General features: G+C 38.8%; 22 protein-coding genes, 1 tRNA gene and 1 pseudogene. 12 read left to right on the top strand and 12 right to left on the bottom strand.

What is annotated here, in order from left to right:
- Positions 1–19: 19 nt before the first annotated feature.
- Positions 20–676: a 4'-phosphopantetheinyl transferase family protein gene (locus tag A7A69_RS12855; RefSeq protein WP_152877915.1), complete on the top strand. Its 657-nt coding sequence runs from the start codon at positions 20–22 to the stop codon at positions 674–676.
- A 29-nt stretch (positions 677–705) separates the two neighbouring features.
- Entirely contained in the window at positions 706–981 is a 276-nt protein-coding gene (locus A7A69_RS12850) for a hypothetical protein (protein ID WP_152877913.1), read from the top strand.
- Between the two features lie 55 nt (positions 982–1,036).
- Here the strand turns inward: A7A69_RS12850 and secF are convergent, their stop codons facing one another.
- From secF to queA, 7 genes are all read right to left on the bottom strand, one after another.
- Positions 1,037–1,996, bottom strand: coding sequence for a protein translocase subunit SecF (gene secF, locus A7A69_RS12845; protein ID WP_151980799.1), 960 nt, complete (start codon positions 1,994–1,996; stop codon positions 1,037–1,039).
- Positions 1,997–2,004: 8 nt separating this feature from the next.
- Positions 2,005–3,906: a protein translocase subunit SecD gene (gene secD, locus A7A69_RS12840; protein WP_152877911.1), complete on the bottom strand. Its 1,902-nt coding sequence runs from the start codon at positions 3,904–3,906 to the stop codon at positions 2,005–2,007.
- Positions 3,907–3,960: 54 nt separating this feature from the next.
- The gene (yajC, locus tag A7A69_RS12835) at positions 3,961–4,290 is read right to left on the bottom strand and encodes a preprotein translocase subunit YajC (RefSeq protein WP_004992746.1); all 330 of its coding nucleotides are present in this window, start codon (positions 4,288–4,290) and stop codon (positions 3,961–3,963) included.
- Between the two features lie 114 nt (positions 4,291–4,404).
- Positions 4,405–5,535, bottom strand: coding sequence for a tRNA guanosine(34) transglycosylase Tgt (tgt, locus tag A7A69_RS12830; protein WP_152877910.1), 1,131 nt, complete (start codon positions 5,533–5,535; stop codon positions 4,405–4,407).
- A 224-nt stretch (positions 5,536–5,759) separates the two neighbouring features.
- Complete coding sequence (locus A7A69_RS12825) at positions 5,760–6,326, bottom strand: LemA family protein (protein ID WP_120368606.1); 567 nt, start codon at positions 6,324–6,326, stop codon at positions 5,760–5,762.
- Positions 6,327–6,344: 18 nt separating this feature from the next.
- The gene (locus A7A69_RS12820; protein ID WP_152877908.1) at positions 6,345–7,376 is read right to left on the bottom strand and encodes a hypothetical protein; all 1,032 of its coding nucleotides are present in this window, start codon (positions 7,374–7,376) and stop codon (positions 6,345–6,347) included.
- A gap of 14 nt (positions 7,377–7,390) precedes the next feature.
- Complete coding sequence (gene queA, locus A7A69_RS12815) at positions 7,391–8,425, bottom strand: tRNA preQ1(34) S-adenosylmethionine ribosyltransferase-isomerase QueA (protein WP_152878048.1); 1,035 nt, start codon at positions 8,423–8,425, stop codon at positions 7,391–7,393.
- A 181-nt stretch (positions 8,426–8,606) separates the two neighbouring features.
- On the opposite strand from queA, the gene A7A69_RS12810 reads away from it, so the two are divergent.
- From A7A69_RS12810 to A7A69_RS12790, 6 genes and pseudogenes are all read left to right on the top strand, one after another.
- Positions 8,607–8,693: transfer RNA gene (locus tag A7A69_RS12810), tRNA-Leu, on the top strand.
- Positions 8,694–8,953: 260 nt separating this feature from the next.
- Positions 8,954–9,082, top strand: coding sequence for a hypothetical protein (locus A7A69_RS16970; RefSeq protein WP_277752942.1), 129 nt, complete (start codon positions 8,954–8,956; stop codon positions 9,080–9,082).
- An 89-nt stretch (positions 9,083–9,171) separates the two neighbouring features.
- A complete protein-coding gene (locus A7A69_RS12805) occupies positions 9,172–9,681 on the top strand; it encodes a sigma-70 family RNA polymerase sigma factor (RefSeq protein WP_152877906.1) in 510 nt (169 codons plus the stop codon).
- On the top strand, positions 9,681–10,628 hold the full coding sequence (locus tag A7A69_RS12800; protein WP_152877904.1) for a FecR family protein: 948 nt from the start codon (positions 9,681–9,683) through the stop codon (positions 10,626–10,628). Before A7A69_RS12805 ends, A7A69_RS12800 begins: the two co-directional genes overlap by 1 nt.
- A 78-nt stretch (positions 10,629–10,706) precedes the next feature.
- Entirely contained in the window at positions 10,707–13,157 is a 2,451-nt protein-coding gene (locus tag A7A69_RS12795) for a TonB-dependent siderophore receptor (RefSeq protein ID WP_152877902.1), read from the top strand.
- A 198-nt stretch (positions 13,158–13,355) separates the two neighbouring features.
- A pseudogene (locus A7A69_RS12790) lies at positions 13,356–13,652 on the top strand (hypothetical protein).
- A gap of 114 nt (positions 13,653–13,766) precedes the next feature.
- On the opposite strand, the gene A7A69_RS12785 reads toward A7A69_RS12790, so the two are convergent.
- On the bottom strand, positions 13,767–14,330 hold the full coding sequence (locus A7A69_RS12785) for a TetR/AcrR family transcriptional regulator (RefSeq protein WP_152877900.1): 564 nt from the start codon (positions 14,328–14,330) through the stop codon (positions 13,767–13,769).
- 112 nt (positions 14,331–14,442) lie between these two features.
- On the opposite strand from A7A69_RS12785, the gene A7A69_RS12780 reads away from it, so the two are divergent.
- On the top strand, positions 14,443–15,228 hold the full coding sequence (locus A7A69_RS12780) for an SDR family NAD(P)-dependent oxidoreductase (RefSeq protein WP_152877898.1): 786 nt from the start codon (positions 14,443–14,445) through the stop codon (positions 15,226–15,228).
- Between the two features lie 26 nt (positions 15,229–15,254).
- Complete coding sequence (locus tag A7A69_RS12775) at positions 15,255–15,860, top strand: nitroreductase family protein (protein ID WP_152877896.1); 606 nt, start codon at positions 15,255–15,257, stop codon at positions 15,858–15,860.
- A gap of 169 nt (positions 15,861–16,029) precedes the next feature.
- Here A7A69_RS12775 and A7A69_RS16635 read toward each other — a convergent pair whose 3' ends face one another.
- Positions 16,030–16,191, bottom strand: a complete 162-nt coding sequence (locus A7A69_RS16635) for a hypothetical protein (RefSeq protein WP_171406670.1) — start codon at positions 16,189–16,191, stop codon at positions 16,030–16,032.
- A gap of 304 nt (positions 16,192–16,495) precedes the next feature.
- On the opposite strand from A7A69_RS16635, the gene A7A69_RS12770 reads away from it, so the two are divergent.
- Positions 16,496–18,442: an acid phosphatase gene (locus tag A7A69_RS12770; protein WP_152877894.1), complete on the top strand. Its 1,947-nt coding sequence runs from the start codon at positions 16,496–16,498 to the stop codon at positions 18,440–18,442.
- A 312-nt stretch (positions 18,443–18,754) separates the two neighbouring features.
- On the opposite strand, the gene A7A69_RS12765 is transcribed toward A7A69_RS12770, so the two are convergent.
- The 3 genes from A7A69_RS12765 to A7A69_RS12755 all read right to left on the bottom strand — a co-directional run bounded on the left by A7A69_RS12765 (position 18,755) and on the right by A7A69_RS12755 (position 21,840).
- On the bottom strand, positions 18,755–19,531 hold the full coding sequence (locus tag A7A69_RS12765) for a thioesterase family protein (RefSeq protein ID WP_152877892.1): 777 nt from the start codon (positions 19,529–19,531) through the stop codon (positions 18,755–18,757).
- 12 nt (positions 19,532–19,543) lie between these two features.
- Positions 19,544–20,131: a TetR/AcrR family transcriptional regulator gene (locus tag A7A69_RS12760; protein WP_152877890.1), complete on the bottom strand. Its 588-nt coding sequence runs from the start codon at positions 20,129–20,131 to the stop codon at positions 19,544–19,546.
- Between the two features lie 128 nt (positions 20,132–20,259).
- Positions 20,260–21,840 carry a DHA2 family efflux MFS transporter permease subunit gene (locus A7A69_RS12755; RefSeq protein WP_152877888.1) on the bottom strand — a complete coding sequence of 527 codons (1,581 nt, stop codon included), beginning with the start codon at positions 21,838–21,840 and terminating at the stop codon, positions 20,260–20,262.
- Between the two features lie 167 nt (positions 21,841–22,007).
- Here A7A69_RS12755 and A7A69_RS12750 point away from each other — a divergent pair, with 167 nt between their 5' ends.
- Positions 22,008–23,144, top strand: a complete 1,137-nt coding sequence (locus A7A69_RS12750) for an HlyD family secretion protein (protein WP_171500817.1) — start codon at positions 22,008–22,010, stop codon at positions 23,142–23,144.
- Positions 23,145–23,347 lie beyond the last annotated feature (203 nt).

The raw sequence follows: 23,347 nt of genomic DNA, 5'->3' as shown, positions 1-23,347 counted from the left end.
TTTATCCAGAAGTGAGCCAATGAGCATAAAAAATATTGAGGTGTATATTCGATCATTGGCTGATCTTCTTAATGTATCTGTTCAAGATTTTGCCAGTCGTACTGAATATCAAGCTTATAAAAAAAACAAAATTTATCAGTATCGTGATGAATTAATTTCAAAATTTTTACATGTGCCTATTTCACAATTACAGTATGCGATTGCGGAGCAAGGTAAACCCTATCTACTCGATCATTCCTTACAATTTAATCATTCGCATAGCCAGAATGACTATGCATTGGCACTGAGTTTAAATGTTCAGGATGTGGGTGTGGATATAGAAAGCTTGGATCGAAAAATCCGCTTTGAAGCATTGGCTCAACATGCTTTTCATCCGCAAGAATACCAATGTTGGAAAGCTTTAGGGGAAGATATCAATTATTGGTTTAAGGTCTGGACCACCAAAGAGGCATTATTAAAAGCGCATGGCATGGGGATTCGTCTGGATTTAAATACTTTAAATACTCAGATGCATCCAACACACGACAATGGCCAGATTATTGATGAACGTGTAGGTGTATTTGCGTATCAATGTTTTGATTTGGGACATGCCATGCTGAGTGTGGCGTGGCGTTCTGGAATGGGGTGTGGTCAGTTTATTGTGCCAAAAATTCAGATTATAAATTTAAATGTATAAATTTTTTAAAGTAAAACTTTGGGTGTTATATGAAATTAAAAGTCACTGATCGGGATATCACTTGTCTTTATTATTTATTTTTAATTTGTGCTTTTTGTTCATTCGGTGCTGAAGTCTACGAGAAGTTATTTATTGGTAAAGTAACAATCAACTTATCTTCATTTTATACATTTTTATTTTTTGCCTTAATTACTCGATATTATTATGCCATTATTTATCTACTGATTAAGCTTGAGTGTATCAATCAGCAAGAGCGTCAAAAACAATTAAGCCAAGAGAAAGAAGTGAGAAATAAGCACTTTTAATAAAAAATGCCAGTATTTCACTGGCATTTTTACGTCTTAACTTTTTCAAAGATATTTAAGGAATATCATCTTCAAACTCAGGTTTAACCTGAACGATGAAGTCCTGACGGTTTAGGCCACGCCATAAGGCAAAGGCTGTTCCGATATAAATTGAAGAATAAGTTCCGACAAATACACCGACACACATCGCGACAGAGAACCATTTTAAGCCATCTCCACCCAAGAACATCATAGACACCACAACAAGAAGTAGCGTCATAGAAGTATGAATGGTACGGCGTAACGTTTCAGTCAGTGCAATATCAACGATCTCGCGTGGAGTTGCACCGCGAATCTTACGAAAGTTTTCACGAATACGGTCTGACACGACGATATTATCGTTCAAAGAGAAACCAATTACCGCCAATACTGCTGCAAGAACAGTCAGGTCAAATGGCCATTGAAACAATGCAAACGCACCAATGATGATTAAAATGTCATGGAATAATGACATGATCGCACCAAGTGCCAGTTTGAACTCAAAGCGGATGGTGACATAGATGAGCATGAGTAAAAGTGCCAAAGCCACAGCACCCGCAGAACGGATATAAAGCTCATTCCCGACCTGTCCACCAACTGCATCGACTTTGTGTACCATCGCAGTATTGTTTGGAAGCTGAGCCGCTTGAGAAATTGCTTTACCTAAGTCATCTACCTTAATTTCTTGTACAGGCATGCGTACCAGTAGGTCTTTATTACTGCCTAAAGTTTGCACTACAGCATCTTTAAAACCTGCTTTTTCTAAAGCCTGACTTACCGCAGCTTGATTGACAGGCTGTGAGTAATTAATTTCTGCTGAGATACCACCCGTAAAATCAAGACCAAGATTTAAACCTTTGGTCGCGATAAAGAAAATACTGGCAAGTGTCAGTAGAATCGAGAAGATTGCCGCTGGTTTGGCGATCTTCATGAACGGGATAATGCGTTCGTTATCTGGGCGGCCGTATTGTTTTGGTTGAGTCACATCAGTCATCATCGATCTCCTTATATGCTCAACTTTTTCAAATTACGACGTTTGCCATAAATGAGCTGGACAATCGCACGAGTCACTGTAATTGCAGTAAACATCGAGCAGACGATACCAATCATCAGAGTCACTGCAAAGCCTTTAATTGGACCTGTACCGATGGCAAAAAGAATAAATGCAACAAGGAACGTAGTGAGGTTTGAGTCAAAAATAGTGTTATATGCTCGATCATAACCCGCAACAATGGCTTGTTTGGGCGATGCTCCCCATTTCATTTCTTCACGTATTCGTTCACAGATCAGAACGTTGGCATCAACTGCCATACCGATGGTGATCACGATCCCTGCAATACCTGGTAAGGTAAGGGAAGCACCAATCCACGACATTACCGTTAAAATCATGGCAAGGTTAAAGACCAAGGCGAAGTTGGCAATCAAACCAAACAGACGGAAGAAAATGATCATCCAGATTGCGACTAAAATAAAGCCGACTTCGGTCGATAAGATACCTTTGTCGATATTTTCTTGACCTAAGCTTGGGCCAACAACGCGTTCTTCAACAAAGTACATTGGTGCTGCCAATGCGCCTGCACGTAACATCAATGCAAGTTCAGAAGCTTCTTGTGGAGATGCAAGTCCAGTAATACGGAATTGTGAACCCAAAACAGCTTGAATGGTTGCAGCATTAATGACTACCGACTCTGTATAGGGTGTACGAACTTCTGTTTGTGCGCCTGTTACAGGATCGGCCACATAGCTAATACGTTGTTTATTTTCAATAAACAATACGGCCATGCGTTTTCCGACAGAATTACGTGTAGCATCTGCCATGAGTTTACCACCCGCACTGTCTAGTGTGATGTTCACCTCTGCGCCGCCTGTATCCTGACTAAAGCCAGAACTGGCATTTTGAACACGTTCACCGGTCAAAATACGGTTACGGTTCAGCAATAACTGACGACCACTATCTAGTGATTCGTAAGCAAATACTTCTGTACCAGGCGGTAATGGCTGACCATTATATTTACCTGTATAGCGGTCAATATATTGATCGTTCTGGTCTGAAACCAAACGGAATTCGAGATTCGCTGTACGGCCTAAAACACGTTTGGCTTCTGCTGTATCCTGTACGCCCGGTAATTCCACCACGATGCGGTTATTACCCTGAGTTTGTACCAGTGCTTCTGCCACACCCAATTCATTAATACGATTACGCAATGTGGTTAAGTTCTGATTCACTGCATAAGACTGAATTTCTTGGCGACGAGCATCGGTATAAGTCAAACGCAAGCTTGAGCCACTTTCAGTTGCTACAGCCTGTTGTGTGAACTCATTACCATTACGACGTAAAAAATCCATAGCCGAATCACGGTCAGTATTGTTGGCAAACTGAACGGTAATCGCATTGTTGTTGAGTGAAAGACTATTAAACTTGATATTGTTGTCGCGGAATTGACGACGAATATCACTTGCCGACGTTTCCATACGTTGCGTAATGGCTTTGTCCATATCTACTTCGAGTAGAAAGTGGACACCACCACGTAAGTCAAGACCAAGTTTCATTGGTTTTGCCCCAATCTTTTGCAACCATTCAGGTGTTGTTGGTGCAAGATTGAGTGCCACCACATAGTTTTCACCCAAGTCACGACGTAATACATCCTGTGCTTTAAGCTGATCTTCAGATGAACTTAAACGCAATAAGGCTGCATTGGCACTGAAGCTATTGTCATGGCTTGGAATATTGGCAGTTTTTAAAATTTGCTCTGCTTTTTGTATAATGCTCTGATCAATTTGAGTACCGGCTTTGGCACCTGAAATCTGAACAGCAGGTTCATCTGGATACAAACTTGGCAGCGCGTAAAGTGTACTGATAATAAGAACAACTACAATCAGTACATATTTCCATGCAGGGTAACGCATTCGCTTTCTTCTTAAAATGGAAAAGTCGTGCAACATGCACGACTGTTTTTATGATTAAAGGTTATTCAGAGTGCCTTCAGGAAGAACTGAAATAACACTTGCGCGTTGAATTTTAACTTCATTACCACGATTGAGTTCAACCACCGCGTAATCACCTTCGATTTTAGTGATACGACCCATCAAACCACCAGCAAAAACCACTTCACTGCCGACCCCTAAACTTTCAATCAGGCTACGATGCTCTTTGGCACGTTTGGATTGAGGACGCCAGATCAGAAAATAGAAAATTGCAATAAATACAGCAATCATCAGTAAGTTGGTGACCATGCTTGGACCTTGTGCCGCTGCAGGTGCTGCGTGAGCAGAAGAAATTAAAAAGCTCATTCTGATTTCCTAAACTAAAAACCTAAATTAAAAAAAGGACTGTCAAATCCTGACAAAATACGAGTTCGTTCTGCAATTTACCTTGTCTTTTTGTTGAGCGCAAATCTTGTTGCATCAATCGACAGGGCAAGGAGGAACTTCTAAGCCGCGACGGGTATAAAAGTCAGTCACAAATTCATCAAAAGTCCCATTATCTAAAGCATTTCGAATATCTTGAGTAAAACGCTGGTAGTAACGTAGATTGTGGATTGTACCGAGCATAGATGCCAACATTTCGCCACATTTTTCAAGATGATACAAATACGCGCGAGTGAAGTTCTGACAGGTATAGCAATCGCAATGCGGATCAAGTGGACTTTGATCATGACGATACTTGCTATTACGAATACGTACTAGACCGTCGGTCACAAAGTAATGCCCATTACGTGCATTACGAGTTGGCATCACGCAGTCAAACATATCAATACCGCGACGAATGCCTTCCACAATATCTTCTGGCTTACCAACACCCATCAGGTAACGTGGTTTATCATGCGGCATTTTATTTGGAAGATAATCTAGAACCTTGATCATTTCATCTTTCGGCTCACCAACAGATAAACCACCAATCGCATAGCCATCAAAACCAACTTCAAGCAAGCCATTTAAAGATTCATCGCGCAAATCTTCATACATGCCGCCCTGAATAATGCCAAATAAAGCATTGGTATTTTTCAGTTCATCATGATGATGCGTTTTACAGCGTTTTGCCCAACGTAAAGAAAGTTGTAAAGACTTTTGTGCTTCTTCGTGTGTTGCAGGATAAGGTGTACACTCATCAAATATCATCACGATATCCGAGTTAAGCACCTGCTGAATTTCCATTGAAATTTCAGGTGACAAAAACACTTTTAAACCATCAATTGGTGAACGGAAAGTCACGCCTTCTTCTTTAATCTTACGCATTGCGCCGAGACTAAAGACCTGAAAACCGCCAGAATCGGTCAAGATCGGCTTATTCCATTTGATGAATTCATGCAACCCACCATGTTCTTTGATGACTTCAAGGCCAGGACGCAAGTACAAGTGGAAGGTATTGCCCAAAATAATTTGTGCCTGAATTTCTTCAATGTCACGTGGCAACATGCCTTTGACCGTACCATAAGTACCCACGGGCATAAATACAGGTGTTTCAACCACGCCATGTTCAAGGGTCAAACGGCCACGACGGGCGCGCCCCGACTGACCTAATTTTTCAAACTTCATGCAACTTTCCAAATCGAGGCGAAAAAACAGTTCGCTGATGGCTAAAATAAAGAGCGCTATTTTCCTAGATTTATGCAGGGAGTTCTACTACTAAATGTTATATAGGCGATAAAAAACCAAATTGTACGATCAACCACCTATGACATTATGATTGGGTTGCTAAATTGAAAAAGTGATCCATTGCTCAAGATTGAGAATAGACCACAATTTTAAAAATCCATGATTTAAAAATTTGGACGATAATCAAAACTCTGCGCAGCAGCATGATCACGAAATGGACGAATCGATTTCTTGCCTAACGTTAAGGTGTTAATTATATTGTTAGGGAACACTTCAATGTGATTATTAAACAATTCAACATTGCGGTTAAAAATGGTGATGGCAGCACTGACATTATCATTTTGCTCATCAATCTCATTCATCATGCGTAAATAGATTTCATTGGCTTTGAGTTCTGGATAATTTTCAACGACGATATTTAAACTACGCATCAATTCTTTATTTAAGTTCTCAATACGTTGCAATTGAGCAATATCTGCATGATCGACATTCAGGTTAAGAATGCTTTGGCGTAACTCAGTCACTTTTTCCAAAGTTCCTTTTTCAAAACTGGCATATTGTTCAACCATTGGCGCAAGTTCGTCCAATACTTTTAATTTTTGGCGTTCATAAGTCGCCACATCAGCCCATGCGCGTTTGGTTGCATTAAAATGCAATACAATTTTATTGCGAATTAAAATACCAAAAATAATAATGACTAAAATAATGAGCAGAAAAATCCACAAACCCATTGTATATCCCCAAGATTTTTATTTTAAAAATGTGCTGAGATCAGAACACAGTTGTTCATAATGTTTTAATCGAAAGGTACGTAAATGTCCACGTAAACTTGAAATATCCTGAATTTCTCTTGTTTTTGAACTGAGCTCAAATAGATTCGTATCGCCTAAAAAGCACATCATATTTTGATGAGAATGAAAAATCAGTTCACCTTTACGCACTTTAAAAAAATCAGACAAGCGCAATAATAATGCTGGATTAAGCGTTTTGACCAAATGAAGTTGATCCATACCATAGATTTGTAGTTGCTGATTAATCTGAATATCACTGCTGTTCCATTGGACTTCGTATGGAAAACCAATGTCCCGACGTAAATTAGTTACCGCGAGTCCACCTATTTGTGTCTCAAAGATAAAAATACCCCATTGATTTTTTTCTGTTCGGTTAATGCTGACTTTGTCTCCATCAGCATCTCGGATAGAGATTTCTTCGATGTAAGAATATTGAAAAATAAAAGCAGGGTAGTGATGACCTTCATCATCGCTGATATTTGCACTGGCATACGACACAATCTGATTTGATGTAGAGCCTTTATTAAACAATGGGAAGCTGTTTTTGAGTTGATTAATCAACAAGGTTGAATTCATGCCCAAAGGAAAATGTTCTGGGATCCGCCCAAATTTTAAATCGTAACGGGTCTCAATCGATTTTTCTTCCAAATAACGAATGACTTCTTCAATGGCATCATCAGTTTCATATAAGATGAATGCCAAAAAAAACAAGCCGATGGTGCAGAACAGACCTAAAGCAAAAGGAAGCCCTAAGCGAGGTAGGGCAAACATCATGAAGAAACTGATTACGCCGAGTACCATCAAAAACTTGGGCAAACCATTGTCAAAATGTAGTGTGGGGTTGTCTCCCCATGGATGTAATTGGTCGAGGATTTGCTGATGTGTTTGCGCTTTTTCACCAATCGTCCAAAGCCGTACAATATTACGAAATACATGCGCATTTTTTTTACGACGAATATGTAATGCGCGTTGTAAGCTCTCGACTGGCATCTTGATGATTTACCTTATTGAGTCTGATCGATTAGCATGGCATCACCATAACTAAAAAAGCGATATTTTTCAGCGACTGCATGTTGATAAGCTTTTAAAATATTTTCACGATTTGAGAGTGCCGAAACTAACATCAATAAGGTTGATTCAGGCAAATGAAAATTGGTAATCAAGCGATCTACCACACAAAACTGATAACCTGGATAGATAAAAATTTGAGTATCTCCTGTCCAAGCCGCAATCTGCCCCTGATGTGCCTGCGCTGCGCTTTCCAGTGCGCGAGTTGCGGTTGTTCCAACAGCAATAACTTTATTGCCACGTGCCTTTGTTTGACGAATTAACTCGACAGTGGCTTCTGGTACATCACACCATTCACTATGCATAATATGATTTTTAATATCATCTGTACGCACAGGCATAAATGTTCCTGCACCAACATGTAAAGTGACAAATGTTTTCTGAATGCCTTTTTGTGCTAACTGCTCAAGCAGTGTTTCATCAAAATGTAGACTTGCAGTTGGTGCAGCGACACTGGCAATTTTTTCGGGATCATGAAACACCGTTTGATAACGCTCTGTATCAATGGTTTCTGCTTCGCGATTAAAGTATGGTGGAATAGGGAGTTGTCCATAACGATCTAAGACTGACAATATAGGTTGAGAAAATTCCACCACAAATAAATTCTCATGACGACCCTGTACAACGACCTTGACTCCATCTTCACCCATAAATAGCTCTGCGCCAGCTTTGGGGGTATTGCTGGCTTTTATATGACAATGGGCAATGGTTTGATCCAGCATACGTTCAACTAAAACTTCAACGGCACCACCACTTGCACGTTTACCTTTCAAACGCGCTTTCATGACTTTGGTATCGTTAAGAACCAATAAATCACCTTCATTTAATAAATCTACGATATCCGTAAATAGACGGTCATGATATTGGCCTTGTGCATCTAGATGAAGAAGGCGCGAAGCACTGCGTGATTCAAGTGGATAACGGGCGATTAATTCATCTGGAAGATCAAAGTTAAAGTCTGAAAGCTGCATAATACGGGACATTACAAAATTTGCGCCTAGTATAGTCTTTTTGGCTTTTAGAGGGGAGTCATCATTATTTTATCCCGATAAAAGTTTGTTTGCTGCAAAAGTAGGCAATAGTCAAAGACTTATCGTTGACAAGTTTTTTAAACGCGCTATTATACGCAACACAAAGCAAGCATCATACTCTCCCGAGGTGGTGAAATTGGTAGACGCGGTGGACTCAAAATCCACTGTCAGCGATGACGTGTCGGTTCGAGTCCGACCCTCGGGACCACTTATAAATCAATAAGTTATAATAAATTCAGTTCCCATGCATTTCACAAATTATGTAGACTTTTTTAAATCTGTAGCTCTTTTGTAGACAGTTGCTAATATTTCTCTATCTATTCTATTATCGCCAAATGTTCTGAATTGTCAGTATATACATGGTTACCTATAAAATTACTAAATCGTTCGTCGACAAAGTTGAGTTTGAACAAACTGGTCAAAAAATCTATCGTGATGCTTCTTTTTAGTCAGTTTTAACCGTAAGTAATGAAATTACGTAAAGTAAAAGTGATGGGTTATTTTGCTCAACCTGACAAAGAACAGTATCTAACGGCAAAAACCTCTAGCAAAATGCGTACTTTTGGTATGTCACAGAAATCACGTAAGGTAATTTGAAACATGTGTGCCTAATGGGTTTAATCTTGAACTAAAAACAAAATAGGTTAATAATAACTATTATCATTTGTTTCTTGGTTATTGAGTCCATGGATACGCCTCCTGTTGAAAGCTTGGAAACGCTGTATCGGCAACACCATTCATGGATTTACACATGGTTGTATAAAAAACTAGGAAACTCTGCCGATGCGGCTGATCTTGCACAAGATACGTTTATTCGTGTTTTTAATAAAAAGCCTCTGCATGAAATTGAACAACCGCGAGCATATTTGACCACAGTTGCCAAAAGTTTGATGATGAATTGGTTTAATCGAAAACGAATAGAGCAAGCCTATATCGAGGTATTAGCTAAACAACCAGAATGGGAACAACCCTCTCCTGAACAAAACTATTTGATTATTGAAACATTGGTTGAAGTTATTCAGTTACTAGAAACACTCCCAAGACAAGTTCGAGATGTATTTTTACATGCACAAATTGAAGATATGAGTTACGAACAGATTGCTTGTAAATTCAATATTTCTCTGAGCACAGTAAAAAGGCATATGAAAAAAGCTTACGTGCATTGTTTGACAGCAATGTTGGAACATGAGCTTTAATGTTTAAATCGCGAAAGTCAGAAATATTAGATCAGGCCGTTGAATGGCTGATGCGAATTAAGCAGGGGTCTTTGACGGAGTCTGAGTATCAACAGTTGGCGGAATGGCAAAATCGTAGTCGATTGCATCAAAAAATCTGGCACAAGGCGATCGAACTGGAACAGAAATTTCAGCAACTTCCTCCAAATATCGCGATGCCTGTGATTCAAAAGCAACCATTGAAATCACATCTAAACAATTGGTTGTTGGTTCTGGGAATTTTACCTACGGTCTACTTGATATATTGGCTCAATCAACAGCAACAATGGACGGCAGATTATCGTAGTGGTACAGGTGAGCAAACAACAGTTCAGCTACCTGATGGTGGTAAAATAGTGTTGAATACAAACAGTGCTATTGATGTGAAATACACGGCAGAGCGAAGAAATATCATATTACGTAAAGGCGAGATATGGATTGAAACTCATCATGATTCACAGCATCGTCCATTTATTGTTTACACCCAACAAGGACAAGCACAAGCATTAGGTACAAAATATCTGGTTAAAATGGATCAAAACTCGTCATTTGTGGCGGTAGAAAAAGGTGCAGTGAAAATACAGGCTCATGCCAATGATCATCCTCAAATTTTAAATGCAGGGCAACAAACTGTATTTAATCGGTATACAATCCAAACTACGCAAGATTTTGATGTGAGCCAATTTGCATGGACGAAAGGATTGCTTATGGTCGATGAAATGCCACTATCACAATTTGTAAAACGATTAGAGCCATATCAAAAAGGGGTCATTTATCTGGATTCTGATATTAAAAATATTAGAATATCTGGTACTTATCCTACAAATAATCTGCAACAAGCCTACACAATGCTGGAACATACCTACTCAGTTGAAATTGATCATTATGCAATGAATCATGTTGTTCGGATTCGTTCAAAAAATAATTAAAAAATAAAGTGACACTTTTTTGCCGTTTAACTGTCATTAAGTATGAGGCATTTCATTCTTCTTTCTGATGGGGTATATATGAACAAGCAAGAAAGCGTAAAGCAAATTTCCAGAAAAAAATTAGTCAGTGCAATTCGGTCAGTGATGTTTGGTCTTTGTATCAGTTCTACTGCATTCGTTCATGCAGAGCAGCATGCAACACAACCATATGATGTCGCAGCGGGATCATTAGGTTCAGCCTTATCTAGTTTTGCGGTACAGTCTGGCGTTGCCTTGACGTTTGATCCTGCATTAACACGTGGTTTAAAGACTAAAGGTTTGAAAGGGCAATATAGTTTAGAACAAGGCTTCGCAGAATTATTAAAAAATACCAATTATGAAATTAGACAAATCAACAACAGCTATTATTTAGAACAAAAAATACAAAACAATAAAAATGCAGAAGTTGTGAAGTTAAGCACACTTCAGTCCAAAGCTAGTCACGAAAATTATTTAAATTCTGATACATCTTCAGATTCGGTATTACCGATTATTACCCTGAAAGCTGAAAATCAGGAGAGTCCTTTAAAGCGTAAATCTGCAATCACTGTTTTAGGTAATCAAAGTGTTTTAGACACACCCTTTTCAGTCACTGTGGTTAATCATGAAGATATTGAAAAAAGGGGTGCCAAATCTGTTGGTCAAATCTTTGCAAATGATGCTTCAGTCTACTCGCCAGCTAGCGTGATGACGACAAATTGGTGGGCGACACAAATTCGAGGGCTGGGGGTAAAAAATTATTATATTAATGATGTGCCCATGACATTGAACTGGGGAGGAGATTTTCCTGTCGAGTTTGCAGACAATGTCGTCGCATTAAAAGGGTTAACAGGTTTCATGTATGGCTTTGGCTCACCAGGTGGTGCGATCAGTTATCAATTAAAGCAAGCAACTAAAGAGCCTCAAACCAGTTTGGATTTAGGTTATCGAACAGATCGTATTTTTTCTGCTATGGTGGATACTAGCAGCCATTTTGCACCAGCAAATATTAACTATCGGTTTATTTTGGGAGGTGAAACTGGTACAGCATATAATGACTCAAAAACTGATCGTTTCTTTACTGGATTGATGCTAGATAAGCAATTGCTTGATAATCTGACTTGGGATGCAAATGTCATTTATGAGAAAAATGACTTGGAAAAAGAACCGATGCAGTTTGCATTATGGTCTTATGATCCCACAAATAGTGGGGCGAGTTTACCCAAAGTAACCTATAAATATCAAAATCTAAATGTCGACAACTCGTATTATAAAACAGAAACCTTGATGGCATCTTCAGGACTAAAATGGCAAATTAACGATGACTGGTACGCAAAATATCAGTTTGGCTATACCCGAAAACGTCATGATTCAAATAAATCATTTGCAGATATAAAAAATAGTGCAGGTGACTATGATGGAATTATTTATCAATTTTCATCATTAGATGAAAATTACTTTAATCAATTAATGTTTAACGGTTTAGTGAATTTTGGTCAAATCAGAAACAATCTGGTTTTTGGTATCGGACAAAATGAAAATGCATCACGTTTTGCTAAAAATTCAGTCTGGGATACGTTTTTTACGGGTAATCTTTATCAACCAACCAATTATAGTATAGATTTAAACCCTGATTTTTCCTTGGGTGATAAATCAACTACGACACAAAACTTTGCATTTTTAAGTGATACGATTGATTTTACTGACCAATTTAAAACCATTCTAGGCGTTCGTTATACTGACTATAAGGATGACTCATCCGACCCTGATTATAAAACAAATGCAACAACGCCGACATTTGCATTAATCTATAAACCTAATGCAGACTCTGCACTTTATGCGAGTTATGTAGAGGCTCTGGAAGCGGGGCAACTGGTGAGTGGTGAATATACCAATGCTGGAGAAATTCTAGATGCCACGATTAGCAAACAATATGAATTTGGCTTCAAATATGATTTAGACAAACTTTCATTGAGTACAGGGCTATTTAGAATAGAACGTACTAGTCTTATTACGGAAGGAACTGGCAATCAAAAAGCGCTTGTTCAGGATGGTATGACGATTTATGAAGGGGCTGAACTGAACACAAATTATAAAGTTTCTGATCAATGGAAACTTGGGGTGAGTCTTATTCATCTTGATGCAAAGTTAGATGGCTTAAGTACCAGTAATCAGAATCTGAAAGGAAATACCCCAGCAGCAACACCAGAATGGCAAGTCGTGTTAAATACAGATTACCTCATTCCAGTTGTAGAAGGCTTAAGTTTGCATGCCAATGTCAGATATAATGGTACTTCATATTTGGCTGATGAAAATACGCTCAAGACACCAGCTTACACGGTTGCAAATGCAGGATTATCGTATAAATTTAGGCTTGCACAACACGATGCTATGCTGAATGCTAACGTTAATAATTTATTTAATAAAAAATATTGGACGGTGAATAATGGTGGATATTTTTCTGCTGGCGAAGCTGTAAATGGCTCTGTAGGATTAAAAGTGAATTGGTAATATTTGAGTTCGAGGCGATGCACTATTTGCAAAGGTAGCCATCGTCGCTATCGGGATCGTGGCTATAGCCTAAACCCATAAATTAAAAGCCATCTGAAATATACACCATCTAGATGAGAATCATCTTCTCTTTCATGGGTTTGGCTCAATCAGCATCACTGAATGACCAAGCCCTTATCTATTTCAGAGGTTTATATTATGAATATTACATGTCCACATTGTCATTCCGAACATGTCATCCGTGTGGTTCAACACACTACAATGCGGTGATCACAACAGTATTTAACTGCATCAGCCTCCTTTGCTTCCATGGGTGCAGCCCTATCCAAAAGCTTGCCTGTATCGCCATTGATTGGCGGGATTGCAGGCGTGGTAGTCGGTGGTTTACTCAATAGTTTGTTTGAGAGTAAACCTGTGACCCAGAGTACAAATAGTTGCTTTCAATGCCAGAGCTGTGGTCAGTTGTTTTATAGATTATTAGATCAAATAAGTTAATAAATGTAGAGCAATGAGACTGATTCTCCCTGCTTTTAAACTAGATGATTACAGCTCAAATGTAACTCTAAGCCGTAGAAATAAGATTCAATAATATAGTAATAAAATCAGTAATTAATCTTCAATCAATAAATTTGATCGACAAGCTTCTAGAATTTCATCAGCTAGTTTGGAGTCATCTAAACACGCTCTTGAAAGTACAATAGCGCCTACAGATTCAGCAAGAATACCAATGGCTTTTTTTCTTTGATCTTCAATACTTCCTTTTTGATTTTTTCGTAGATCGTCAGTAATGAATTCAATTAATTTTTCTATACCCGTTTCAAACTCTACTTTTACTTCATCTGCTTGTCTGGCGGCATCACAAGAAAGTGCCGTTAGCGAACACCCCAGATCTCGATGATCTCTGTGAGTTCTTGAAACATATAAACGAATAAACTGGTTTAAATCTAAGTCGTGAATACGATGCAGTATTTCTTGTACTCCATTTTTGACTGTAATGCTGATCAAATCTGTTTTAGAGCTGAAATGCTTATAAAAACCACCATGAGTAAATCCTGCACCCGACATTAAATCAGCAATTCCAATACCGTCATAACCATGAGCCCGAAAAAGTTGAGTGGCCTTTTGAATAATTTTTTCACGGTTTTGTTGTGCCTGAATTTTACTCACTTTCATCTTTAAAGCCTCCTAAGCACATCGTATTTTGCATAAATTATACATTGATTATGATTGACATCAAAATTTAGTTATTTTAGATTATAGTCATCATTAAAAAAGAGCAACTCAAATGACAACACCATCAAAAGTCTTGATTACTGGGTCATCCACTGGAATTGGTGCTATATATGCAGATCGATTTGCACAACGTGGCTATCATTTGATTTTGGTTGCGCGTGACTTAACGCGTTTAAATCAACTCGCCCAACAACTCACACAGACCTATAAGGTTGAGATCGAAGTGATTCAGGCAGATTTAACACAAGATCAAGAGATCAGCAGGGTTGAACAGGTTCTTCAACAAGACCCAAACATTGAGATTCTGGTTAATAATGCAGGAATGAGTGTGAGTGGAAGTTTTGGCCAGCAAAACTTAAACAAGATTGAGCAACTCATAGCTTTGAACATGACAGCCGTCGTCAGACTCTCCCATGCAGTTTGCCAACAATTGATTCAAAAAAAATCAGGTGCAATCATTAATATTGGTTCTGTAGTTGGACTTGCGCCAGAATTTGGCTTAACTCTGTATGGGGGGAGTAAGGCTTTTATTCAGTATTTTAGTCAGGCACTCAATCTGGAATTAAAAGATAAAGGGGTTTATGTTCAGGCTGTACTTCCTTCTGCCACCAAAACAGAAATATGGGAACGTTCTGGTTCGGATATAAAAAATTTACCGCCCATGATGGACGCAAATGATTTGGTCGATGCAGCATTGGTGGGCTTTGATAAAAAAGAAAATATCACCATACCTGTGCTACAGGATGAAAATAAATGGAAAGATTATGAGCAATTACGCATGAAGTTATTACCTGAGTTTTCAACAGCAAAAGTTGCACCCCGCTATCAAAAAGTATGATTAAAAATAAATAAAGAGGAAAATATATGAATGTTTTTGATGCTATTCAACAACGCCGTGCAATGAAGCGTTTTGATCCAGAGTTTCAATTATCTCAAATAGATAAAAAGCAGCTTCTAAACAATGTCATGCAAAATGCTCCCAGTGCATTTAATTTACAGCATTGGCGTCCTGTCTTAATCGAAGATATTGAATTAAGACAACAGGTTCGAAAAATTGCATGGGATCAGCCTCAGGTCACTGAAGCATCATTGCTGATCGTCTTGTGTGCCAAACTAGATACATGGGAAAAAGATGCGAGTCAGGTCTGGACAGGTGTTCCTGAAGAAACCCAGAAAGTGATGGTGGGTGCGATTGACCAATATTATCGTGGGCGTTCGCAAACACAACGTGATGAAGTTATGCGCAGTGCAGGAATATTTGCTCAGACCTTAATGCTACTTGCAAAGGATCAAGGTTTAGATAGCTGTCCTATGGATGGTTTTGATTTTGATGCAATGGGGAAGCTTATACAGCTTCCAGAAGATCACGTGGTTTGCCTGATGATTGCGGTAGGTAAGGGAGCAAGCCAACCTTACCCTCGAATTGGTAAACTTCCCTATGATGATTTGGTGAAGCTCAATCATTTTTAATCCAAATTTGAATATTTCATCATCTAAAATCATGCTTAGATTGCCAAATGTGCTTCAGTTGAGGTTCATTTGGTTATTGCGATAAAGCAGTAACGAGCTCCAATGAAAAAAGAATAGGTTGTTTTTAGAGAATTCAGAATGAGGGATTTTCCCTCAATTTAAATCTGGTTTAGGAAAATCTCTGAGGCTGTAATTCTGGCTGCTCTGCGTCCATAATCACATAGATGACTTTAATGCCCCCTTCGGAAAATTCATATTTAGACAATTTGAAATGTAGATTCTCATTAAAGAACTCCCACATTGCGATGATCGACGGTAATTGTGTACTCATTTCAGTTTTCATAATGATTTGATTGTTGTAATGATGAATGAAAGCAAAGATAGCATTGATCTAAATCATGAAATATTACAGTGCTGTTGTTCATGTAATGCGTTTCGCAACAAAATGTAGAGTTTGCATTAACGTTGTGACTAGAAGATGACTAAATCAAACTTTTTTATCTTAATCGGGCACATGCTTTCGTGATGTTTTTAAAGAAGTATTTATTTAGATAATTTAAAATTAATTCTTGTTATGTAATAAGAGCTAAACATTCATGGTGAAAGATACCGTTTTTTAACAACGGGTCAAAAATATGTCAAGCTTTAAAATAAATACACTTTTATTGTCGCTAGTATCATGTTCTGTATTTTTTACGGGGTGCAACGATAGCCATTCTTCTGATGATGGCTCTACCGCGACTCAGGATACGCCAACAGCTCCGAAAGGCGTAGGTTATGAAGATACAGCGCCCCTACCATCGAATACGCTAGCAACCGTTGATTCATGGATAACAAACCAGAGAGGGGATGCTCGATATGCGACTGTAGAAACAAATGCGGGCGTAAGAGTGCTAAGTGGTTTTCTGGATGTATGGACTCCATCAAGTTTGTTTGTCGATGCTGGTGTATCAGCGCAAGCCCAAGATGGATTTCCTGCTGTCATGCAATCGAACTGGACAGGTTTACCTGGTGATTCTACCGATGGCAGTAAAAAAAATGTAGACGTGTTGAATTACAATATCAATTATTCAATTCAAACTACACATAATCGAACAGAAGATGACGCTATTCGTGCTTATCTGGATGATCGACGAGGCAAAAGCTATAGCGTGACTTCTGGTTTGGGTGCATTGACGGATCAATGGAGAACATTAACAGGTCAGACGACCACTATTAACTCGGTGCCAAATGATGCTTCACAAGTAAAATATGATGATAAGGGGAATAATACAGGGCTTACAACTGCTGAAGGCAATACTAATTTTGGTAAAGTTGTAGAGTTTATTCAAGCTATGGGGAATAACTCCTCGACTGAACCTGCGAAACGTTTCTATAAATATGCTCGTCCGTATCGTTGGAGTACAGATGTAATTGTTGTTCCAAGTCTGGAGCCTGCAAAAAGTAGTACACCATCTACAGATGGAGGTTTCCCAAGTGGTCATACGGCTGAAGCGGGACGTAATGCAATTGCGATGGCATATTTGGTGCCACAGCGTTATCAGGAATTGATTGCCCGTGGTATGGATTTAGGCGATTCACGTATTATTGCAGGTATGCATTCTGCAATGGATGTTATTGGTGGAAGACTTCAGTCGATTGCAGCAGATGTTGCTAACTTAAACGCAATGACCGTCGAGCAAAGAAAAGAAGCATATCTACAAGCACAAACACAGTTGATGAAAGCAAGTAATACGTCAACATTTGAGTCATTTTATACTTTCGCCAAAACTCCCTACGATTCCCACGACCGATTTGCTGACCTTGAAAAACTCAAACAGCAGGTCAACCATTGGATGACCTATGGATTTAGCCAGATTGGTGATAAAACCCGAATTGCAACAGTTCCAAAAGGTGCGGAAGTTTTACTCGAAACACGCTTCCCTTATTTGAGTGCTGATCAGCGCCGTATTGTTTTAAAATCAACTGCTCTTGCCTCAGGATATCCAGTTATGGACGATGTTGAAGGATATGGTCGATTAAATTTATTTAAAGCTGGTGCAGGGTATGGCAGTTTTAATGGGGATGTCTATCTGACAATGGATGCCAGTTTCGGTGGGTTTAATCAATATGACCAGTGGAGTAATGATATTACGGGTGATGGTAAGCTCACCAAGTTAGGTAGTGGAACATTGGCATTGAGTGGAAATAATGCCTTTACAGGCGGTATCGATCTTAAACAAGGGGGGATTGAACTATTGTCTGAGAATGCCGCTGGTCAAGGTGATATTTATATGCATGAAAACAGCATGTTCAATCTCAGTGCGACTAAGACGATAAGTATTTCGGGTAACTTTACTCAACTTTCGGGAACTAACATTCAAGTTAATTTCCAGTCAAACCTAAAACCTGCCATGCAAGTTGGTAAAACTGCTACTTTAAATGGAACATTGCAGTTAGTGACAAAAACTAATTTAGCAGCAGGAACCTATACCGTATTATCGGCTAAAAAACTACAGGGTAGTTTTAAGAAAGTCACACTAAACGGTAAAGACATTACGCCAAGCTATCAGAATAATAGTGTGACTTTCAGTATTTCTTAACGTCTAATTTTAACACTGAAATTTGCGGCCTACTCTTAGAGTAGGCTTGCTTTTGATAGATTAATTTGTACTAGCTCAAACCCGATCAGACATTTAGCTAAATTATTTGCTTTTGCGATAGTTAATTATTGGATTGTCGTATTCCAACAATTTTATCGTGAGTTAGTTAAGCTAAACATTGTTGGGCTTATTTATTTGCTTCGTTGAATAACATGCCTGACCAAATGATAGCGTTTTTTTATCTCACTCATTGCAAGATAATAATGCCTTTTTAAAATTGATGTTTTTAAGACATTATTATCTTTTTTAAGATTAAAGATAGATTGCGACAGTTTGCGTACCTTGTAAAATCAAGTTTCCATTTTGATCCCATAGTTGCATTTGTTGATAAGAATAACCATGTTCCGCAAACAGGCTGTATGAGCGGATTAAGTGCCACTCAGATTGTTCAATTGGACGTAGAATATCCAGATTCCAGTTCATCGAGCTAATAGGGGCAAATTCAGAAAATGTCGTCATGGCAGCAGGCGGTAAACCATCAGCCAAAGCAAGTAGGCTGACATAAGGATTTACCCCATCATCATCCAGATGTTTGATCCATGCAATCAATTCAGGATGATCTGAACCACTGACTGGCATAGACCCCCCCGCAGGACGTAAATCCAGATTTGCCAATGACGCAGGCGCAAGTGGATGTTGTAAGCGCTGATAATGTTCGGGAGATTTTACCTGCTGTGATGGACTAAAATCGTGTGCAATTTGGCTTGCTCGATCTTGTGTAAAAAGGAACGTCACCGATAAACCTAATTCACCATTTGAAAAGCCATCGACTTGATACCAGCGAGAGGATTTTGACTGTTTTAGTAATTTCGATTTAAATTCCAGATTTTCAGCCATGACACCAATAAAGGCAATTTGTGCCGATCTTAATCTTAGATTCTGTTCAGATTCAATTTCTGCAATGATGGATTGCAAGGCAAGAGCTGAAGATAACCCACCATAAACGGTACGTCCTTGAAACCAGTTTGGTGGAGGCGTAAAGGGTTCATTAAAATTGATACTTTTGATAAGTTCGGCTAAATATGGCATGTGATGTTCCTTTTAACTGAGCTGTTGAAGCATAGTTTTTAGATGATGGCGTGTAGTAGCGAGTACTTGTTTAGCCCGTTCTTCATTTTGAATGACTCTCGCAAAGGTCATACAGCCGATCATTTCGGTGAGTAATATGGTTGCAAGCTCTGCTGGATTGGATGTTGTTGATAGTTGTTTAATTGCATTGGACAACTCCAGAAGCAATAAATCCATTCCTTGTTCAAAGACAAGTTGTGTTGACGCTGGCATTTTTGAGATTTCGGTGATGAGTGCTGCCGCAGGACAGCCTAGCTCTGGGTGAGTTCGATGTTTCTCACTTAAGTATTTATCTATATAGTTTTCTAAACCTGATAATGTGTCATCTGTATTCAGGCATTCTTTCAACATTTCCATGCGATCAAGAAACATTTTCTCAATTGCGACATTGATTAAATCCTCTTTGGACTTAAAGTGGGCATAAAACCCACCATGTGTCAGCCCAACTTTAGACATAAGTTTGGGAATACCAATATCTGAACCATTCTTACGAATGGCGAGCATGGCTTCTTTTAGCACTTTATCGTAAGTCTTTTGTTTATGTTCTGGATTATAACGCATCTGATTTACCTTATTCGCCTTGAATGAATCTACTACCAACAGTTTGATATACAAAAATATTTAAATGAGTGCTAACTGCCTGTGCATCTGCTATTTTAAGTTGAAATGAACGCATTTTTTTCCTCCAGTTAATGAGTATCTTTAGGCACTGTCGAGCCTTTTGCTTTGGCAAAAGGAATCAGCAGAGTGGCGATAAAGAACATGATTGCCATCAGGCGAAAGACTTGATCAAAGGCAAGGCTGAGCGCCTGTTGTTTAACGACTTTTTCAAGTATGCTCATTGCTTGAACGAGGGTTTGTTGTGAATCACTGTTGATCTGACTAAGTTGCTGAGTAAGTTGAAGAAATGTGGCATTGAATTGTTGAGGGTGTATGCCTAAATTTTCACTCAGCCTTAAATGACTAATACGGCTCTGATCTTGTAACCACGTATTTACTAGCGCAATGCCAATAGCACCGCCTAAATTACGCATCAGATTAAACAGGCCTGATGCATAACGTAGTTCCATATTTTTAAAACCAGACAATGCAACATTCACACTCGGCACAATACACAACATGATGGATAAGCCACGTAGAATTTGTGGAATTAGAAATTCTGAGAATCCCCATTCATGGTTCATGTTTGACATAAGCCATAAACTATAGGCAAATAGTGGTAAACCGATAGAAAATAAGATGCGGGCATCTGCTTTTTCGGATAGTTTTGCCGCAATAATGGTACTGAAAAACTGGGCAATTCCGACCACGAAAACGGTGAGACCAATTTGCAAACTACTAAAGCCACGAATAGTCACTAGATAAACGGGCACTAAATACGTTGAAGAATATAGACCAAAACCAATCACAAAGTTAAAAATACAGGCAAATAAAAAGCTGGAATTTTTAAAAGCGGTAAGTTTCACAATTGGATTGGCTGAAAAGAAAGAGCGTTCCAAAAACAGACAAAATGAAGCAAGGGAAATCCAAGCGCAAATGGCAATGGTATGATCATTAAACCAGTCCACTTGTGGACCTTCTTCCAGTACATACTGCAAGCAACCCAACGCAAAAATCATGGCAAATAAATGTATCCAGTCAATTTTTTTGAATAATTTAAAATTTGCCTGATCAACCTGAATTTTCTGATAAGCGAACCAAGTCACCAGTGTGCCAGGAATAATATTGATAAAGAAAATCCAGTGCCAACCAATATAGCTGGTAATGATTCCTCCAATGGTCGGCCCTAAAGTGGGTGCTAATACCGACACCATGCCAAGAATAGCAGGTATGATCACTCGTTCTTTTTCATCAAATAATAAAAAACCGACAGCAAATACGGTGGGTATCATTGCGCCACCTGTAAATCCTTGAATGGCCCGAAATATCGTCATACTTTCGATATTCCATGCAAAACCACAGGCAAAACTGGATAAGGTAAATAACCCAGCAGAGATTGAAAATAAAAAACGGGTAGACATGGCTTGAGCCAAAAATGCGGAAAATGGAATCATGACAATCTCAGCCATGAGATAAGCCGTTTGTACCCAACTGATTTCATCGGGGGAGGCCAATAATCCTGCTTGAATATCGTTGAGTGATGCCGCCACAATTTGAGTGTCTAGCAAGGCGAGGAACATCCCAAACGCCATGATTCCGAAGATCAGCATTTTCTGATTTTTGCTAAGCGGCTGTACGATGTTAGATCCATTGATCTGATTTGAATTCATACTGATCTTCCACATCAACATACAGGTTCAATCATCATTGTTGAAAGACTGACCTATTGCATCACCCATGCAGTCATTATATGATGATCATAATATTATACTTATCATATAATGACGCCAAAAATAAATCAACCTTCCAGAGTCAAGGGGAGATCAAAGGAGTTCTTATGGAATCTGAATCTATCGTTTCTGAAGAAACAGTTGAACATCCAGTTGTGGAGAATGACATTCAATCACCACAAAAAGATTCAAAAAAACAGAAAATGCTTGTTATTGCAATTGCTTTGACCTGTATTGGTGGGGGTATCGGCTATATTTTGCTGCCCGCAAGTTCACAAAGTACCGACAATGCATATGTTAGTACTGACAGCATTGCGGTTGCCCCCAAAGTACAGGGTTTGGTTGCACAGGTTTATGTTCAGGATAATCAGGTTATCCATCAAGGCGATCCATTAATTCAAATTGATACAGAAGAATTTGATACAAAAGTAAATTCGGCTAAAGCAGACTTGGCTAATGCTTTGGCAAATGTAAATTCAGTTAAGGCAGAATTTGTGACGCTAAATTCTGAAGAAAAGTATGCATCATCCAATATTCAAGCTGCCCAAAGTTCGATTGTCTCGGCACAAGAAAATGCAAAAACGGCACTACAGAATAAAAAGCGTTATGACCAACTCTTGAAAGCGGGAGCAGTTTCTCAACAAGAAACGGAAGATTTTAATAATACAGCAGTCTCTGCGACACAGTCATTAAGTCGAATAGAAGCCGAACTTAATATTGCAAAAAGTGCCGCAGATGTGACTCATTCAAAACGCATTGCACTGGATGCTAAACTTGATCAGGCTCATGCAAATGTTGAGAAGGCGCAGGCAAATTTAGAATTAGTATTACAAAACCAAAAACATAGCTTAATTGTTTCGCCTATAAATGGATTGGTTGCGAATCGACAAGCTCAGGTTGGTGATTATGTGCAAGTTGGTCGCCAGTTATTGACATTAGTTCCCGAACAGCAACGCTATATTATTGCAAATTTCAAAGAAACCCAGATTGCTGAAATGCATGCAGGGCAAATTGCTGAGATTAAGATTGATGCTTTACCCCAGTATCAATTTAGTGGGCATGTTCAAAGTTTAGCTCCAGGTTCAGGTTCTACGTTTGCGTTATTACCTTTTGAACCTGGTACAGGAAACTTCACCAAAATTGTTCAGCGTGTCCCTGTGAAAATTACGTTTGATACAAAACAAAATGGCCTTGATCTACTCCGTCCTGGTTTATCTGCTGACGTAAAAGTTCAACTCAAATAAAATCAGGGGACTATCCATTGTTCTAATCACAAGTGTTTTTCTGGCGTTGCTCAGGCGATAAGAGTGGAATTCACTTAAAAAGAACACAGTGGCTATCGAATTGTTTGCCAACCAGTACAATAGCCCACCTTAAAGAATATTTGGTATTTCACCTAAAGCAAAAAAACCGCCATTAATGGCGATTTTTTCAATGACAATTGATA

The organism is Acinetobacter guerrae (assembly GCF_009372255.1).
In the GTDB taxonomy this organism is placed as follows: Bacteria; Pseudomonadota; Gammaproteobacteria; order Pseudomonadales; family Moraxellaceae; genus Acinetobacter; species Acinetobacter guerrae.
Note: the sequence above shows the minus strand (reverse complement) of the source record. Positions and strands in the feature narration are given on the sequence as shown.